Source organism: Streptomyces sp. NPDC015125, assembly GCF_043080045.1.
In the GTDB taxonomy this organism is placed as follows: domain Bacteria; phylum Actinomycetota; class Actinomycetes; order Streptomycetales; family Streptomycetaceae; genus Streptomyces.
In genome coordinates this window covers 423,709-437,855 of the sequence record NZ_JBIBVF010000004.1, presented here as the reverse complement: position 1 = coordinate 437,855, position 14,147 = coordinate 423,709, and the positions used below count along the sequence as shown (strand labels likewise).

Annotated in this window: 8 protein-coding genes; 4 read left to right on the top strand and 4 right to left on the bottom strand. The window is 71.5% G+C overall.

What is annotated here, in order from left to right; genetic code table 11:
- Positions 1 to 44: 44 nt before the first annotated feature.
- Entirely contained in the window at positions 45 to 3,008 is a 2,964-nt protein-coding gene (locus ACF088_RS14015; RefSeq protein WP_392375948.1) for an FAD-binding and (Fe-S)-binding domain-containing protein, read from the top strand.
- On the opposite strand, the gene ACF088_RS14010 is transcribed toward ACF088_RS14015, so the two are convergent.
- The gene (locus ACF088_RS14010) at positions 2,998 to 4,368 is read right to left on the bottom strand and encodes an alpha-amylase family protein (protein ID WP_392375947.1); all 1,371 of its coding nucleotides are present in this window, start codon (positions 4,366 to 4,368) and stop codon (positions 2,998 to 3,000) included. The two genes, ACF088_RS14015 and ACF088_RS14010, sit on opposite strands and share 11 nt — an antisense overlap.
- A 332-nt stretch (positions 4,369 to 4,700) precedes the next feature.
- Here ACF088_RS14010 and ACF088_RS14005 point away from each other — a divergent pair, with 332 nt between their 5' ends.
- The gene (locus ACF088_RS14005; RefSeq protein ID WP_392375946.1) at positions 4,701 to 6,167 is read left to right on the top strand and encodes a Gfo/Idh/MocA family protein; all 1,467 of its coding nucleotides are present in this window, start codon (positions 4,701 to 4,703) and stop codon (positions 6,165 to 6,167) included.
- Positions 6,168 to 6,229: 62 nt separating this feature from the next.
- On the opposite strand, the gene ACF088_RS14000 is transcribed toward ACF088_RS14005, so the two are convergent.
- Together ACF088_RS14000 and ACF088_RS13995 are read right to left on the bottom strand one after the other, a co-directional pair.
- Positions 6,230 to 7,651 carry a cation:dicarboxylate symporter family transporter gene (locus tag ACF088_RS14000; RefSeq protein ID WP_392375945.1) on the bottom strand — a complete coding sequence of 474 codons (1,422 nt, stop codon included), beginning with the start codon at positions 7,649 to 7,651 and terminating at the stop codon, positions 6,230 to 6,232.
- A gap of 274 nt (positions 7,652 to 7,925) precedes the next feature.
- Positions 7,926 to 8,684 (bottom strand): hypothetical protein, encoded by a 759-nt coding sequence (locus tag ACF088_RS13995; protein ID WP_392375944.1) that lies wholly within the window; start codon positions 8,682 to 8,684, stop codon positions 7,926 to 7,928.
- 286 nt (positions 8,685 to 8,970) lie between these two features.
- Between ACF088_RS13995 and ACF088_RS13990 the strand changes: the two genes are divergently transcribed.
- Together ACF088_RS13990 and ACF088_RS13985 are read left to right on the top strand one after the other, a co-directional pair.
- Positions 8,971 to 10,809: an ABC transporter transmembrane domain-containing protein gene (locus ACF088_RS13990; protein WP_392375943.1), complete on the top strand. Its 1,839-nt coding sequence runs from the start codon at positions 8,971 to 8,973 to the stop codon at positions 10,807 to 10,809.
- On the top strand, positions 10,806 to 12,587 hold the full coding sequence (locus tag ACF088_RS13985) for an ABC transporter ATP-binding protein (protein ID WP_392375942.1): 1,782 nt from the start codon (positions 10,806 to 10,808) through the stop codon (positions 12,585 to 12,587). The genes ACF088_RS13990 and ACF088_RS13985 overlap by 4 nt, the downstream gene beginning before the upstream one ends.
- A gap of 224 nt (positions 12,588 to 12,811) precedes the next feature.
- On the opposite strand, the gene ACF088_RS13980 is transcribed toward ACF088_RS13985, so the two are convergent.
- Positions 12,812 to 13,603 carry a metal-dependent hydrolase gene (locus ACF088_RS13980; RefSeq protein ID WP_392376027.1) on the bottom strand — a complete coding sequence of 264 codons (792 nt, stop codon included), beginning with the start codon at positions 13,601 to 13,603 and terminating at the stop codon, positions 12,812 to 12,814.
- Between the last annotated feature and the right edge of the window lie 544 nt (positions 13,604 to 14,147).

Here is a 14,147-nt window from a genome sequence, read left to right as displayed (position 1 = left end):
CGACCGGACCGAGCTGACGCGGAGTCAACCGGAGGAATGCCGCCATGCCCCTGCTGGAGCCGGACCCACAGACCCTGCGCCCCACCGCCACCGGCAGCCCCACGCACGACCGGGTGGCAGGCCGACGGGCCTTTGGCACCCCCGAGCCGCTGCGCGGCGAACTGATCGCGCTGCTCGGCCCGGACAAGGTGCTCCACAAGGTCTCCGACCTGGTCCGCTACGCCTCCGACGCCAGCCCGTACCGCTTCGTCCCGCAGGTCGTGGTGGTGGCCGAGGACCTCGACGACATCTCCGCGGTCTTCTCCTACGCCCATGGCAAGGGCCGCAACATCGTCTTCCGGGCCGCCGGGACCTCGCTCAACGGCCAGGCCCAGGGCGAGGACATCCTCGTCGACGTCCGCCGGCACTGGAGCGGGATCCAGGTGCTCGACAACGGCGCCCGCGCCCGGATCGGGCCGGGCACGACCGTGCTGCGCGCCAACACCACCCTGGCCCGCTACGGCCGGCTGCTCGGGCCCGATCCGGCCAGCGCCGTCGCCTGCACCCTGGGCGGTGTGGTCGCCAACAACGCCTCCGGGATGACGGCCGGCATCACCCGTAACTCCTACCGGACGCTGGCCTCGGTCACCCTCGTACTGCCGTCGGGCACGGTCGTGGACACCGCGCAGCCGGACGCCGACGCGGAACTGGCGCACGCCGAGCCGGCGCTGTGCGCGGGCCTGCTGGCGCTGAAGGCGGAGATCGAGGCGGATGGGGAGCTGGTGGCCCGGATCCGCGCCAAGTACCGGATCAAGAACACCAACGGTTACCGCCTGGACGCCTTCCTCGACGGCGCGACGCCGGTGGAGATCCTGCGCGGGCTGACGGTCGGCTCCGAGGGCACCCTCGGCTTCATCGCCGAGACGGTCTTCGACACCCTGCCGCTGGACCGCCGCACCTCCGGCGCGCTGCTGTTCTTCCCCACACTGAGTGCCGCGGCCGCGGCCGTACCGCGGTTCAACGAGGCGGGTGCGCGGGCCGTGGAGCTGATGGACGGCAATACGCTGCGCGCCTCGGTGCGCGTGGCGGGGGTCCCGGCCGACTGGGCGGCGCTGCCCAAGGAGACCACCGCGCTGCTGGTGGAGTTCCGGGCATCCGACGAGGCCGCCCAGGAGGCGTACGAGCGCGCCGCGGCACAGGTGCTGCCGGAGTTGGAGCTGGTCGCTCCGGTCGCGTCCGTCACCAACGCCTTCACCCGGGATCCGGCGGTCATCGGCGGCTACTGGAAGGCCCGCAAGGCGTTCGTGACCGCGGTGGGCGGGAGTCGGCCGTCCGGTACGACGCTGATCACCGAGGACTTCGCGGTACCGCCGGACCGGCTCGCCGAAGCCTGTACGGCCTTGCTGGAGCTGCAGGCGCGGCACGGCTTCGAGGCGGCGGTCGCGGGCCATGCCGCACACGGCAATCTGCATTTCCTGCTCGCCTTCGACGCGGCGAAGCCGGCCGAGGTGGCGCGCTACGCCGCCTTCATGGACGCGTTCTGCCAGCTGACCGTCCGGCGCTTCGACGGATCGCTGAAGGCGGAGCACGCCACCGGGCGGAACATCGCACCCTTCCTGGAGCTCGAATGGGGGCCGCGGGCAACGCAGTTGATGTGGCGGATCAAGCAGACCGTGGACCCGCACGGCATTCTGGCTCCGCGCATCCTGCTCGACCGCGATCCGCGGGCACACCTGCGCGGGCTGAAGACCATCCCGGAGACGGAGGCCCTCGCCGACCCCTGCATCGAGTGCGGCTTTTGCGAGCCGGCCTGCCCCAGCGGGGATCTGACCACCACGCCCCGCCAACGGATCGTGCTGCGCCGCGAGATGGCGCGGCAGCCACCGGGCTCCCCGGTCACCACCGCGCTGCTGGACTCGTACGGCCACGACGCGGTGGACACCTGCGCCGGCGACTCGCTCTGCCGGCCGGCCTGCCCGGTGGGGATCGACACCGGCGCGCTGATGAGGGACTTCCGGCACCGGCGCCACTCACCGCGCGAGGAGTGGGTTGCCGCACAGTCCGCCCGCCGGTTCAAGGCCGTCGAGCAGGCGGCTCGGCTGGCGGTGGCCGCCGCCGACCGGATCGGCGACCGGCTGACGGCGTCACTGACCCGCGCCGCCCGCAAGGCCGTACGCCCCGACCTGGTGCCCGAGTGGCTCCCGCGGATGCCCGGCGCGGCGGCCCGTACGCTGCCCGCGACACGGAGGTCCGGGGCGGCCGCGGTCTACTACCCGGCGTGCGTGAACCGGATCTTCGGCGGACCCACGGGGTACCGGGGGCCGTCGCTGCCGGAGGCGGTGGTGGCGGTGTCGCGGCGGGCGGGACGGCCGGTGTGGATCCCGCCGGACGTGGCCGGGACCTGCTGCGCCACCATCTGGCACTCCAAGGGCTACCAGCGCGGCAACGTGGTGATGGCCAACCGCATCGTCGAGGCGGCCTGGGGGTGGACGGCGGGCGGCAGGCTGCCGCTGGTGGTGGACGCGTCCTCGTGCACCCTGGGTCTCGCCCAGGAGGTGGTGCCGTATCTGACGCCGGACAATGCCGCGCTGCACGCCGGGCTGACGGTCGTCGACTCGGTCGTCTGGGCCGCCAAGGAGCTGCTGCCGCGGCTGGAGGTTCTGCGCACGGTCGGCTCCGCGGTGCTCCATCCCACCTGCTCCATGGAGCACTTGGGGGTCGAGGCACAGCTGCGCCGGGTGGCCGAGGCGTGTGCACGGGAGGTGGTGGTGCCGGACGACACGGGCTGCTGCGCGTTCGCCGGTGACCGCGGGATGCTGCACAAGGAGCTGACGGAGTCGGCCACCGCGAAGGAGGCGGCCGAGGTGATGGCGCGGCACTTCGACGCGCATCTGTCGGCGAACCGGATGTGCGAGATCGGCATGGATCAGGCAACGGAGGGCCGAGGCTATTGCTCGGCCCTCCTGGCGCTGGAGCGGGCCACGCGCCCGGCCCCTCAGCAGCCTTCGGGGGTGCGCCTCAGCGGGTGACGTGCAGCGCCACCGCTCCCTTGGCCGGGACCGCGAGCTGCGCCTTCCCGTCCTTGCCGACGGTGACCGTGTGCCCGTCGCACGAGGACGGGGCGGCCGCGACGACATTGCAGTACGTGCCGGCGGGCAGCGAGGTGGCAAAGGTCTGGTGCAGCTCGGCGTCCCCGTTGTTGAGGGCCACGAATCCCTTGCCGCCCCGGCCGAAGGCGAGGGCGCTGCCGCCGTTGTCCCACCAGTCCGTCAGCTCCGCCGAGCCCACCGCGTTGCGGAAGCCCACCATCCCGGTGATCGCCTGCTTGGCGTGTTCGTTGGTCCAGCCGCCGCTGCCGCCGGGCGGTCCGGCGTCCTTGTCGGTCCACTCGTAGCCGGAGTAGACGTTCGGTGAGCCGTAGGGCGAGGCCAGCATGAAGACATTCGCGAGGGTGTAGGCGGCGCCGTCCTTGTAGGTCAGCGTGGAGCCGTTGCGCTCGGTGTCCCAGTTGTCGACGAAGGTGCGGGCCTTGTCGCCGGGGAGCTTGCCGTCCGCGACGGACTTGAGCTGGGCGAGATTGCCGCCCTGGAAGGCGCTCTTGAGGTGACTGCCGTAGCGGAATTCGTCGACGTCGCCGGTGCCGGTGTACTCCTCGGGCCGGACCGCCTCGCCGGCGCCGTGGATGACCTCCTGCACCCAGTAACCCGGGTCGCTCATCTTGCCCTTGATGGCGGCGAGGTCGGTGGCGGAGATGTGCTTGGCGGCGTCCACCCGGAAGCCGTCCACGCCCAGCGACCGCAGGTCGTCGAGGTACTTGGCGAGGGTGGTGCGGACGTGGTCGCTGCCGGTGTCGAGGTCGGCGAGCCCGACGAGTTCGCAGTTCTGGACGTCGTCGCGGTTGGTGTAGTCGGAGATGCTCTTGCGGCAGCCGTGGAAGTCCTGGTCCTGATAGGAGCCGGGGTAGAGGTACTTGCTGTAGCGGGTGCCGCCGGTGCCCGTACCGGAGCCGGCCGCCATGTGGTTGATGACGGCGTCGGCGATGACCTTGACGCCCGCGCCGTGGCAGGCGCTGACCATCGAGGCGAACGCGCTCCGGTCGCCCAGCCGTCCGGCGATCTTGTAGCTGACGGGCTGGTACGAGGTCCACCACTGGTCGCCCTGGATGTGCTCGGAGGCGGGTGAGACCTCGACATAGCCGTAGCCGGCCGGGCCCAGCTGAGTGCGGCAGGCCTTGGCGACCTCCGCGTACTTCCACTCGAACAGCGTGGCGGTGACGGTCTTTTCACCGGGTGGGGCGGCCTGGGAGGACCACGGCGCGAAGGTGGCGAGGCCGGCCGCGGCCAGCACTCCGGCCAGCGCCCCGCCCAGCACACGGGAACGTTGCTGCATCTTGCGGCTCCTTGGTCATGGGGCACGGCAGGACGCACCGCACCCACGAGTGCAGCCACGCGCCGGGCCGCCATGGGGGGATTCCGCACCGGAGCCTGCCGTTTGCCTTGTGGACACGTCAAGGCTTTCCGCAAGACTTTTCAGCGACTTGCGAAAGGTACGGGTGACGGCACCTCCGGTGGTGCCGTAGGCCGTCCGGTATTGCGGCAAAGAGTCCAAGAGCGCCGCATCAAGAGTCCAATCGGCCCTCTTGTGCCTCGGGCCCCCGGCCGACAGGGTCCTGACCGAGGTTCACGTATGCCCCGGCACACCACCGCTCCCCTGGAGGACCGATGAACGAGGCACCATCGCAGAACCACGACCACGACCGCGACCACGACCACGACCACGACGAGGCGGGTCCGAGCCGCCGTTCGGTCCTGTGGACCGCCGGTGCGGCGGGCGCCGGACTCGGGCTCGGCGGCCTGTCGTCCGGGCCGGCCGCGGCGGCCGCGCCCTCGACGACCACGGCGGCCGCACCCGCCACGGCCGCCGCCGCGTCGCCCGACGCCAAGGGCAGAACCATGATCGGGGTGCCGTTCGAGCAGCGCAGCACCGTCCGCGTCGGCATCATCGGGCTCGGCAACCGCGGCGGCACCATGATCGACCTCTTTCTCGCGATCCCGGGCGTCCGCGTCGTCGCCCTGTGCGACCCGGTGAAGGACAAGACCGCCAAGGCCGCCAAGAAGGTCACCGCCGCGGGGCAGCCCGCGCCCGCCGTCTACACCAACGGCGACCACGACTTCGAGAACCTCTGCAAGCGCGGCGACATCGACTTCGTCTATGCGGCCACGCCGTGGGACCGGCACTTCGAGATGGCGAAGACCGCGATGCTCAACGGCAAGCACGTGGGCGTGGAATGCCCCCTTGCGCTGCGTCTGGACCAGCTGTGGGAACTGGTCCACCTCTCCGAGCGCACCCGCAGACACTGTCTGCAACTGGAGAACTGCTGCTACGGCAGGAACGAGATGCGGGTGCTGCGGATGGCGCATGCGGGCCTGTTCGGCGATCTGCTGCACGGCGCCGGTGCCTATATCCACGATCTGCGCGGCCTGATGTTCGACCCCAAGTACTACGAGGGGCCGTGGCGGCGGCTGTGGCACACCCGGCTGCGCGGCGACCTCTACCCCAACCACGGTTTCGGCCCGGTCGCCAACTACATGGACATCAACCGCGGGGACCGCGCCGTACGCATCTCCAGCGTCGGCACGCCCGCCCTCGGCCTCGCCAAGTACCGCAAGGAGCACATGCCGGCGAACGACCCCAGCTGGAAGGAGTCGTACATCGGGAGCGACCGGACGATCAGCCTCGTCCAGACCGCCAAGGGGCGGGTGATCCGGCTGGAGCACGATGTCTCCACCCCGCACCCCTACAGCCGGATCAACAGCCTCGGCGGCACCAAGGGCCTCTTCGAGGACTACCCCGAGCGGATCTACCTGGAGCCGGACCAGAGCAACGACGAGTGGGGCGACTTCACCAAGTACGCCGAGTGGGACCACTGGCTCTGGAAGGAGCACGCCAACCCGCCCGGCGGGCACGGCGGCATGGACTACATGCTGGTCTTCCGGCTGATGCAGTGCATGCGGCTCGGCCTGGTACCGGACTTCGACGTCTATGACGCGGCGACCTGGACCGCGCCGGTTCCGCTGAGCGACCTCTCGATCAAGGCGAACGGCGCCCCGCAGGAGATTCCCGACTTCACCCGGGGGCTGTGGAAGAAGGCGCGGCCGGGGATGGATTCGCCCAAGCCGGAGGGGTAAGGAGCCGCAACGGTGCGGGGCCCGGCGGGCGGCGTGCGCCGGGCGGGCCCCGGTCTGTCGCCTCAGGTGTCGCGGGTGGTGACGGAGGCGGCGCCCGGCTCGGGGGCCGCCTCCCGTGACATCGCCGGATCAGCCGTCGCCGGTTCCACCGGCCGCTCCCACTCCCTCGGCAGGCCGGTCTGCGCGGCGGCCGGCGGCTCGCCGTTCAGGACCTTCTTCGCCGTCACCCGGTCCAGTGCGCCCTCCCAGCGGGAGACCGCGAAGACCGCGACGCAGTTGCCGAGCAGATTGGTCGTCACCCGCATCGAATCCATGATCCGGTCGACGCCGAGCAGCAGGGCGACGGCGGCGGCCGGGATGACGCCCAGCGCGGAGGCCGTGGCGGACAGCGCAAGGAATGCCGAACCCGGCACGCCCGCCATGCCCTTGCTGGTCAGCATCAGGACCAGCACCACGGTGATCTGCCGGCCGAGCGACAGCTCGACACCGATGGCCTGGGCGATGAAGAGCGTGCCGATGGAGAGGTAGATCGAGGCGCCGTCGAGGTTGAAGGAGTAGCCGGTCGGCAGCACCAGCCCCACCGCATCGTCCCGGCAGCCCGCGGCTCGCAGCTTCTGCATCATCCGCGGCATCACGGTCTCGCTGGAGCCCGTGCCGAGCGCCAGCAGCAGCTCCTCACGGGTGTAGCGGACGAACTTCCACAGGCTCAGCCCGGTGACGGCCTTGAGCGCGCAGCCGAGCAGCACGAGGAAGGCCAGCGCCACCCCGTAACAGACCGCGATCAACTTTCCGTACGTGGACATCGCGCCCAGGCCGTACTCCCCCACCAGGTGGGCGGTGGCACCGAAGACCGCGAGCGGGGCGAGCTTCATGAGGAAGCCGACGATGGTGAACACGACATCCTGGGCCTGCTCGATCAGCGGCAGGATCTGCGGCGCCTTCTTCTGCCCGAGGTGCAGCAGCGCAGCGCCTACCAGGCAGGCCAGGACCAGGACTTGCAGCAGCGAGTTCTCGGCGAACGCGCCGACCGCGCTGTCCGGCAGCGACTCCAGGACGAACTGGGCGGCGGAGGGCAGTTGCCCGCCGCCCGTCTTGGCGTCCACCGCGCCCTTGTCCAGGGACGCGGGGTCGATATGCATTCCGGCGCCGGGCGCGAAGACATTGCCGGCCAGCAGGCCGACGACGAGCGCGATGCTGGTCGCCACCTCGAACCAGATCAAGGCCTTGACCCCGATCCGGCCAAAGGCCCTGAGGTCGCCCGCCTTGGTGATCCCGGCGACGACCACGCAGAACACCAGCGGGGCGATCATCGCCTTGATCAGGCGGACAAAGCCGTCACCGAGCGGCTGGAGCGAAGATCCCGCCTGCGGCCACAGGCGTCCGACGAGAACACCGAGGACCAGAGCGATGAGTACCTGCGCGAACAGGCTGGTGCGCAGAAAACGGCCTGCGCGGCGGGTGAGGCTTCCGGTGGCGTGCGGCACGGGCACTCCTCCATGGACGGATTCTGTGATGCGGAAGTGGACTTCCGCGATCCGTCACTATGGCCGCTTGTTGTTCCCCACGAAAGAGGTCGGTGTAACTTCCCGGGAAATCTTGGAGCTTGACCCAAGGAGGCACCCGGGTTCTCCGATTTCGGGCAGCGGTGACCGTTGCGCTTGCTTTCCTCCGGCTTTGCGAAGGCAGGCGGCGCCGCACCTCGTCCACGCGCCACGCGTGAGGCGCGGGGTCGTCTCACGCGCGCCGCACCCCGTGCGCTCAGGCCGCCAGGTGCGCCTTGTCCCCCATGACCACCACCGGGTGCCGCGCGGGATCGAGGGCGCGCAGCAATGCCTGCATCCCGGCCTTCGGGACGCTGACGCAGGCGGACGTCCCGCTGCCGTGGTCCAGGTGCAACCAGACCCCGCCGCCCTTCGACTCGCCCTGCGGACGGGTCTGGTCCAGCGGTGAGGTCCCCTTGACGCGGTTGTAGTTGATCGCGACGACGTAGTCGAAGTCGTGCCGGGTGTTCTTGGACCAGTACGACGGCGGGGTGAACGCCGATGAATGCGTATAGGGCAGCTTGGCGCCGGGATCCTGGAGCACCCCGCCCGCATCGGTCAGCGGGAACACCCCGACGGGGCTGCGCTTGTCCCCTTCGTGGTGATCCACCGTCCAGCCGCGCCGGCCGTTATGGGCGGCCCAACTGCCCTTGCGGTCCCAGCCCTTGGCGTCCTTGCCGTAGAGGACGACCGTGGCCTCGGCGGAGTTCACGCCCTGGCCGTAGACCGCCACGACCTGCCGGGAACCGGCCGGGATCCGCGACCGCAGGGCAGTGCCGACCTCGGGGATGTTCTTGAGGTGGGTGGTGGCCGACGCGCCGCGGGCCGGGCCGCCGGGGCGCTCCCCCTTGCCCGCACCGTCACCCTTGCCGTCCCCGTCCTTGCCGCCGCTCGCACCGCCGCCGCAGCCCGCCAGAAGGACCAGTCCCGCCGCGACCACCGTCGCCATCCGCATCGCACTGCCCGCTGTTCGCATGACGCCCATGGTCGCACCGTCGGCCTGACGCCCGGTCGGCACCCGACCGCCGCTGACAGGCCCCCGCCGACCGGCCCGGCCGGCAGACCCGACCGGCAGACCCGACCGGCAGACCCCCGCACGATTGTCCGGATCCCAGGGCCACAGCGGAAAAACCGTTTGAAATCCACCCACGTCGCGGGCCAGTCTTCCAGGACCTCCGCCGGAGACGAGACAGGCGAGAGGGCCATTCCCCTGCCGCGACGGCCTGTTGCCGCCCACCCACCACCACTTCGTCTGGGACATCATGCACATTCGCGACCTTCCGCATCCCGACCCGGGCGTCCCTGACGTCCGTACGGGCGGCGCCTTTCTCCGCTGGCTGTGCACACAACAGCTCGGCGGGCAGCTCAAGGCCCTCGCCTGGGGGCTGGTGAACTTCGGTGCCATCGCCGCCTCCCCGGTACCGGTGGGTCTTGCCGTGCAGGCCGTGGTGGACCGCGACGCCGGCCGGCTCGTCCTGGCCGGCTCCCTGACCATGGCCTTGGGCGCCCTGATCGCGATCGGTGGCACGATGCTGCACCGCGCGGCCGTCACCAACTGGATCACCACCGTCGCCCGGATGCAGCAACTGCTCGCCCGCAAGACCACGGAACTGGGCTCGGCCATGACGCGGCGGGTGGCGGCCGGCGAGATCGTCGCCGTCAGCACCGGCGACCTGGAGAAGATCGGCTGGTTCGTCGAGGCGCTCTCCCGGTTCGGTGCCGCCGCGGTCACCGCGGTCGGCGTCTGTGTCGCCCTGGCCCTCTACCGTCCGGAACTCGGCGTCCTGGTGGCCGTCGGCGTGCCCGTCATGGCGCTGGCCGTGCTGCCGTTGCTGCCGCACGCCACCCGACGCGCCGACGCCCAGCGCGAGAAGGCCGGCCAGGCCACCGAGCTGGCCTCCGACACCGTTGCCGGACTGCGTGTACTGCGCGGCATCGGCGGCGAGGAACTCTTCCTCGGCCGCTACCGCAACGCCTCCCAGGAAGTGCGCAAGGCCGCCGTCCGCAGCGCCCGGATGTGGTCGCTGATCTCGGCCGTCCAGGTACTCCTGCCGGGCCTGCTGCTCATCGCGGTGGTCTGGTACGGCACGCGGCTCGCCCTCGACGGCACACTCGCCGTCGGCGCTCTCGTCACCGTCTACAGTGCGGTCACCTTCCTGCTCCTGCCGCTCAGATACTTCGAGGAGATCGCCCAGGCGTATTCCTTCGCCAAGCCGTCGGCGAAGCGCACGGCCCGCGTCCTGGCGCAGAACCGGCCGGCCGGCGGACGGGACACGGGCCGGGAGGCGGGCCGGGACACGGGTCAGGGGACGGGCCAGAGGGCGACGCCCACCGGCGATCTGCACGACCCGGTCAGCGGCCTGACCGCCGCGGCCGGCCGGCTGACCGCGGTGGTCTGCGGCGACCCCGACAGCGCGGGCCGGCTCGCCGAACGCCTCGGCGGACACCCGCCGCAGCACGACGAAGACGGCGGTGACGGCGCCGTGCCGGTCTCGGCCGTGCTCGGCGGCACCCCGCTGGACGACCTGGCACGCGACACCGCCCGTGCTGCCGTACTCGTCCAGGACAAGGACCCGATGCTGCTCTCGGGCACGCTCGGCGAACTGCTCGACGTACCGGCATCCGGCCGGGTGGGCGCGAAGGAGGCGCTGACCGCGGCGCAGTGCGGCGATGTGCTGACCGCGCTGGCACAGGCGTCCGCCGACGACTCGGGAGACCCGATGCACACCCACATCACCGAGCGCGGCCGCTCGCTGTCCGGCGGGCAGCGCCAGCGGCTCGCCCTCGCCAGGTCGCTGGTCGCCGACCCGGAGGTGCTGGTGCTCGACGAGCCGACCAGCGCCGTCGATGCGCACACCGAGGCCCGGATCGCCGAGGGCCTGCGGGAGATCAGGACGGGGCGTACGACCGTCGTGCTCACCTCCAGCACGCTCCTGCTGGACCGGGCCGAACAGGTGGTGTTCCTCCAGGAGGGGAAGGCCGTCGCCGAGGCGACCCACCGCGAACTGCTGCACAGCCACCCCGCCTACCGCGCGATCGTCACCCGCGAACCGGACCCCGAGCCGGAGCTGCCGACCGACCGGATCGAGGAGACCGCATGATCGGCCTGGCGCCGCCGGAGCACGATCCGGACGCCCCGCAGACCCGCACCACTCTTCCCGTCGGCTCCCCGGAAACGGTGCGCAGCTACGTCGGCGGCCTGATCCGCCGTCACCGCAGAGCGTTCACCCTGCTGGTCGCCGTGAACGCGGCCGCGGTGATCGCCTCCATGGCCGGCCCGTATCTGCTCGGCGGAGTCGTCGAGAGGCTGTCCACGGGAGCCCGTGACGTCCCGCTGGAGCGCACCATCGGGCTGTTCGCCGTCGCGCTGGCCGCCCAGACGGTGTTCGTCCGCATGGTCCGGCTGCGCGGGGCGATGCTCGGTGAGCGGATGCTGGCGGATCTGCGCGAGGACTTCCTCGTACGGTCCGTGGCGCTGCCGCCGGGTGTCCTGGAGCGGGCCGGCACCGGCGACCTGCTGTCGCGGATCACCACCGACATCGACCGGCTCTCCAGCGCGATGCGCGAGGCCGTACCGCAGCTGTCCATCGGCGTGGTGTGGGTGGCGCTGCTGCTCGGCGGGCTGACGGTGACCGCACCGCCGCTCGCGCTGTCCGTACTGATCGCGCTCCCGCTGCTGATCGTCGGCTGCCGCTGGTACTTCAAACGGGCACCGAGCGCCTACCGCTCCGAGGCGGCCGGTTACGCGGCGGTGTCCGCGGTGCTCACCGAGTCCGTGGACGCGGGGCGCACGGTCGAGGCCCATCGGCTGGGCGCCCGCCGGATCGCCCTGTCGGAAGACCGGGTTCGAACCTGGACCCAATGGGAGCGCTACACGCTCTCTCTGCGCTCGGTGCTCTTCCCCGTCATCGATCTGACGCATGTGCTGCTCCTGGGCTCGGTGTTGCTGCTCGGCGGAGCCTTCGTCATCCAGGGCTGGATCACTCCGGGGCAGCTGACGACCGGGGCGCTGCTGGCGCAGCTGATGATCGAGCCGGTCGGCATGGTCCTGCGCTGGTACGACGAGCTGCAGGTGGCCCAGGTGTCCATCGCCCGGCTCGTCGGCGTCCGGGAGATCGAGCCGGAGGCCGCCGCTGCGGGGCGCCTCCCGGACGGCCGGGACGTCCGCGCCGACGGGGTCAGCTTCGGCTACCGTGCGGGCGTCGATGTGCTCCGGGAGGTCTCGTTGCGGGTCCGCCCGGGGACCCGGCTGGCGCTGGTCGGGCCCTCCGGCGCCGGCAAGTCGACGCTGGGCCGGCTCCTGGCGGGCATCTACGGCCCTCGGGTGGGCAGCGTCACGCTGGGCGGGGCCGAGCTGTCCGCGATGCCGGCCGAGCGGATCCGCGAGCAGGTGGCGCTGGTCAACCAGGAACACCATGTCTTCGTCGGCGCGCTCCGCGACAACCTCCTGCTGGCGCGCAGCGGGGCGGCCGATGCCGAACTGTGGGCGGCGCTCGGCGCGGTGGACGCCGATGACTGGGCGCGGGCCCTGGACAAGGGGCTGGACACCGAGGTGGGCTCGGGCGGCCATCCGCTGACGCCTGCCCAGGCCCAGCAGATCGCACTGGCCCGGCTGGTGCTCGCCGATCCGCACACCCTGGTGCTGGACGAGGCGACGTCCCTGCTCGACCCGCGGGCGGCCCGCCATCTGGAGCGCTCGCTGAGCAGGGTGCTGGACGGCCGTACGGTCGTGGCGATTGCGCACCGGCTGCACACCGCCCATGACGCCGATGTGATCGCGGTCGTCGAGGAGGGCCGGATCAGCGAGCTGGGCAGCCACGACGAGCTGGTTTCCGCCGGTGGCGCGTATGCGGCGCTCTGGCAGTCCTGGCACGGCTGATCCGGGGCCGCCCGCGGCGCGTGCCAGGCGCGGCGAGAAGTCGGCTGGCCCCCGTCCGGGCGCCGTCAGGGCGGCTCAGGGGCGGGCAAGGGCCGGGTCCGCGAGCGGCAAGGTGAGGGCCCGCGAGTGCGCACGCCTCGCGGGCCCCGGAAAGGACGTCCGGAAAGGATGTAGGGCCTCTCCGGGGGCCTCCGCATCAGCCTCCGGTGACCGGGCCGCGCACGTCAGAGATAACCGAGCGCGCCCAGACCACCCAGGCCGCCCAGCACCATGAACACCGGCATCAGCACCTTCAGCTCGACCCAGCTGCCGGCCTTGAAGCGCATGCCCTTGGGCGGGCCGACCGGGTACCAGCGCTTGCGGCCTATCGGGATGGGCCACAGGACGGGGCAGCCCGAGACGGTCAGGGCATCGCCGATGTCGTGGACCAGGGCGCCGAGAACGACCGGCAGGCCCAGCCAGAGGTACTGCTCGCCCGGGGCGGTGAACAGCCAGCTCGCGCCGTTGCCCGGCTGGTCGAGAATGCCGGCCAGGATCCAGGCCGAGGCGGCGCCCAGCAGCCACACCAGCACATCGCTGGAGACCCGTGCCGCCCGCCACAACAGCCCCTCGATGGCGAGCACCATATGGACGAAGAGGATGCCGAGGACGGCCCAGCGACCGCCCTTCATCGCCAGCAGCGACATCCCGGCGCCGACCAGCACGGCCCACACCCAGGTGTGGGTGAGCGTGCGGTGCCCTCCGTTGCGGTTCGAGTCACCGCGCATCTTGGTCGCCTTGTAGACCGCGTGCGAGATCGCGTCGACCACTTCGCACAGCCAGCGCGAGAGCGGCCCGAAGGCCCGCGAGATGGTCGCGGACTTGTGGTCGAGGTCCGGGGCGAGCGCCGCACCGGCGCAGATCAGAGCTCCGCAGACGAGCACCGGCCAGGGCATCGGATGTCCGGCGGCAGCGGCCGCCGCGCCCACCCCCAGCCAGGCCGCGGCCCCGGACAGTGAGTGCGCCGGTCCCATCATGGTTGTTCCCACCCCTTGTTCTCTTGCGCTCGTTCTCCGGCGCGGACGGTGTGCCTCTTGTACCGGAGTGCCTCTTGTACTGCTGAGCCGCGCCTCTGACGCCCGGTCGGCGACTCAGCGTAGCGTCAGATGATCTCCCTACGAGGAGGGGGTGAGCCCACGTCCTGCACGGGCGCACGGGCAGAACGGCCGCAGGACGGACCGGCAGGACGTACCGCAGGACGGACCGCAGGACGGACCGCAGGACCGGCACCGGCCCACGGGTCAACTGCTCGCCCCGGGCCCCTTCCTGTCTTTCGCCAGGGACGACGCCCTCGGACTGCTCCCGGCCGACTGCACCCACCACACCAACTGCGCTCATGATCACCGCCGTTGGGATACCCCTCCCGCCTGGCCCCCACCTACGGTGGTTGTCTCACGAACCTCTTCCCCGGCCGCAAATCGACGACCGACGACCGACGGAAACGGGCCGAGGCGTCCACCCCGGCGCACCCGGCGTGAGCTGCGCCACGCATCCGCCGGGGGGCGCAGAGGGTGATTAGCG

What these genes read in the sequence shown, in the direction of transcription:
- ACF088_RS14015 (WP_392375948.1), top strand. Translation starts at nt 45, where the DNA reads ATGCCCCTGCTGGAGCCGGACCCACAGACCCTGCGCCCCACCGCCACC.
- ACF088_RS14005 (WP_392375946.1), top strand. Translation starts at nt 4,701, where the DNA reads ATGAACGAGGCACCATCGCAGAACCACGACCACGACCGCGACCACGAC.
- ACF088_RS13985 (WP_392375942.1), top strand. Translation starts at nt 10,806, where the DNA reads ATGATCGGCCTGGCGCCGCCGGAGCACGATCCGGACGCCCCGCAGACC.
- ACF088_RS14010 (WP_392375947.1), bottom strand. Translation starts at nt 4,368, where the DNA reads ATGCAGCAACGTTCCCGTGTGCTGGGCGGGGCGCTGGCCGGAGTGCTG.
- ACF088_RS13980 (WP_392376027.1), bottom strand. Translation starts at nt 13,603, where the DNA reads ATGATGGGACCGGCGCACTCACTGTCCGGGGCCGCGGCCTGGCTGGGG.
- ACF088_RS13995 (WP_392375944.1), bottom strand. Translation starts at nt 8,684, where the DNA reads ATGCGAACAGCGGGCAGTGCGATGCGGATGGCGACGGTGGTCGCGGCG.
- ACF088_RS13990 (WP_392375943.1), top strand. Translation starts at nt 8,971, where the DNA reads ATGCACATTCGCGACCTTCCGCATCCCGACCCGGGCGTCCCTGACGTC.